We start from the raw sequence: 2,824 nt of genomic DNA on the forward strand, positions 1-2,824 counted from the left end.
AGCGTCCAGCCGATCTGCCCGCCGGTGGAGTGCCCCATCAGGATCACCGGGCCAAACCCCTCTGCCGTGATGAAATCCGATACCAGCGCCACCAGATCGGGATTGGTGAAGCCGGTCTCCGGCCCCGCCTCTGACAAGCCGCTGCCCGGCAGATCCAGCGCCACAGCGCGAAAACCCTGCCCCACCAGCGCCGCGCCGATCCCCTCCCAGGCGCCCTGTTCGGCCCCCGAGCCATGGACCATCAGCACCACCGGGCCGGCCCCACGATCGGTGAAATGCAGCCGGTTGCCCTGCACAGTCACCCAATGCGAGGCGGGGGTGGCGTGGCGTGCCACCACCTCGGCCAGCGGCAGATCGGCGCGGTAGCCCGCAGCGTAACCGCAAGCCAGCACCAGCCCCGCCGCGATCAGCGCGTTACGGAAGCGCATGGAACGCCTCCCCCTTCTTCATCGCATAGGCGATATTGGCGCGCAGAATGCGGGCCAGCGTGCCGGGGCTGAGGAATTCGTTCCAGCGCGTCACCCGCCCGATGAACAGATGCAGGCGATGCGCCACCTCGGCATCGGCCACCGCCGCGCGCGAGATCATGCGCTCCAGCAGATTGGGCGCGCGGCCATTCGAGGCGTCCTGAATGAAATATTCGTGCCCCGCGAGGAACTTGCGGTGCTTGCGGCGATACCGCTCCAGCGCCGCCACCGTGGCCCCCCGGGCGCCCAGCGCGGGGCCCACCTCCTCTGCCAACCAATCGGCAGCCTGAAAGGCAAAGCCGCAGCCCACCCCCGACATCGGGTCGCAAGACATACAGGCATCGCCCACCAGTGCCAGCCCCTTCCAGACGGCGGGGCGCGCGTAATCGTTCAGCTTGCGCATGCCCAGCATCTCGGAAGCGGGCTGCGCTGCCGATTGATCGGGCGCTTCCGGCAGGCCCTTGAAGAACCCTTCCAAGGCGGCGCGGCGATCCGGCGCCCAGGCCTCGTGCTGGTCTTGCGTGACAAAGCTGCACAGCATGGTCAGCCCGTCATCGAACGGATAGGCAAAGCCCATATCGCGCCCAACCTGCCAGAACTGCGCCACCTTGCCGGTCTTCAGCGGCATGTCGGTGTAGTAGGAGTAATAGACAAAGCGCTGATTGTCGCGGTTGCGGGTGGGCACCCCCGCCAGCTTGGCGCCGGGCGAGTTGCGGCCATCGGCCAGAACCACAAGGCTGGCGCGGGCGGCATGGGTGGCGCCGCTGGCGTCATCCCATTCAATGCCGCGATACAGGCCGCCGTCCTCGATCAAGCCGGTCAGGCTCGCGCCCAGATGCAGGGTGATGTTCGGCTCTGCCGCGATCAGATCGAGCAGCAGCGGGTCCAGCACCTGACGGCGCACCGAATAGCCATGCGCGGTTTCCGGGTCGCGCGGGCCGTCATCCTTGATCCAGCCATATTCCGTCCAGAACACCGCATTGTTCTGCACCGCCCCCGCCGCATCCAGCCGGTCTTTCAGGCCCAGTTTGCGGATGGTGGGCAAGGCGCTGCGCTGAATGAAGGTGGTGCAGACGCGCTTGTAATCCTCGGCCCCGCGCTTGCGGTCGATCACCAGCACTTTCAGCCCCTGCCGCGCCAGCAGGACCGAGGCCGTGGCCCCGCCCACGCTGGCCCCCACCACGATCACGTCGAATTGGTTCGTCATGACATGCCTCCTTTCAGGCCAGCGCCGGTGCCGCCACCGGGGCCGGGCACAGATTGTCGGTGATGACGGTGGAGCGGACCCAAAGCAGGCTGAACGACCCTGCATCGCCAAAGCCATGCGAGCTTTCGCAAAGGCCATTGAGAAAGACCTTGGGCAGGCCGGGGCGGTCATCGGCAAAGCGCAGCGAATAGTCGCGGTTCACCGCCACCCCGCCATCGGCGCGATAGGCACAAAGCGGCGCGAGCCCCGCCATGACCGGATGCAGCGCCTCGCGCCCATCCCCTGCCCCGAAGTTGCGGAACCCCGTGGCCAGCACGATGGCGTCGGTCTCAAGGCTCAGCGGGGTCTCGGTGTAATGATCCTGCCCGCTCAGCCGCAGGCGGCCATCGGCCAAGGTTTCCAAGCCCGTCAGGCGCTGGTTGAATTGCAGGTCCAGCCGGGCCTCGCCCGTCACCAGCTGCTCATACATCACCATGTTCAGCGTCTGGATCACGTCATGATCCGCCGCGCCATAATTCGACCGCCACAGCTCGGCGGTCATGCGATGCTGCTTCTCCTCGCTGGCATTGTAGAAATAATCCACGAATTCCGGCAGATAGATGCGCTCGGTGAAGGGGCTGAGGTCCTTTTGCTTGAAGCCGAAGCTGCGGCTGATATTGGTCACGCGCAGATCGGGGTCACGCGCCAACAGGTCCAGCACGATCTCGGCGGCGCTTTGGCTGCTGCCGATCACGGTGACATGGCGCACCCCTTCGGCCAGCCATGCTTTCGCATGGGTGAGGTAATCGTTCAGATGGATGACGCGCGGGCCAAGCTGGCCCTCGAACAGCGGCGGGATATGGGCGCTGCGCCCGGTGCCGATGCTGACATTACGCGCCAGCCACACCTGCCCGCCCGAGGCGACCGACAGCAGCTCCTCGCCATTCACCGTCACGCGGCGGATCTCGTCCACCGGGCTGTCATAGCGCAGCGCGTGATCAAACTGCACCGCCACCCATTTCACATAGCCCAGATATTCGCTGCGCGGCGGATAGGGCGCTTCAAGGTTCAGGAACTCCAGCAACCGCCCCTGCGCCTTCAGGTAGGACAGAAAGCCATAGGGGCTTTGCGGGTTGCGCGGGGTGACGAAATCGCGCAGCGGGTTGTGCTG

At 66.0% G+C, this 2,824-nt stretch carries 3 protein-coding genes; all 3 read right to left on the bottom strand.

Annotated elements, in window-relative coordinates; genetic code table 11:
- The coding region (locus JNN06_RS04910) for an alpha/beta fold hydrolase (RefSeq protein ID WP_291238475.1) at nucleotides 1-428 on the bottom strand (428 nt) is incomplete at its 3' end.
- Nucleotides 415-1,674: an NAD(P)/FAD-dependent oxidoreductase gene (locus JNN06_RS04915; protein ID WP_291238476.1), complete on the bottom strand. Its 1,260-nt coding sequence runs from the start codon at nucleotides 1,672-1,674 to the stop codon at nucleotides 415-417. The genes JNN06_RS04910 and JNN06_RS04915, both read right to left, overlap by 14 nt.
- Nucleotides 1,675-1,687: 13 nt before the next feature.
- The coding region (locus JNN06_RS04920; RefSeq protein ID WP_291238477.1) for a SidA/IucD/PvdA family monooxygenase at nucleotides 1,688-2,824 on the bottom strand (1,137 nt) is incomplete at its 5' end.

It is taken from the genome of Gemmobacter sp. (assembly GCF_016792925.1).
Classification (GTDB): Bacteria; Pseudomonadota; Alphaproteobacteria; order Rhodobacterales; family Rhodobacteraceae; genus Gemmobacter.

Excerpts from the sequence above, each read along its gene's own strand:
- JNN06_RS04915 (WP_291238476.1), bottom strand. The coding sequence starts at position 1,674 with ATGACGAACCAATTCGACGTGATCGTGGTGGGGGCCAGCGTGGGCGGG.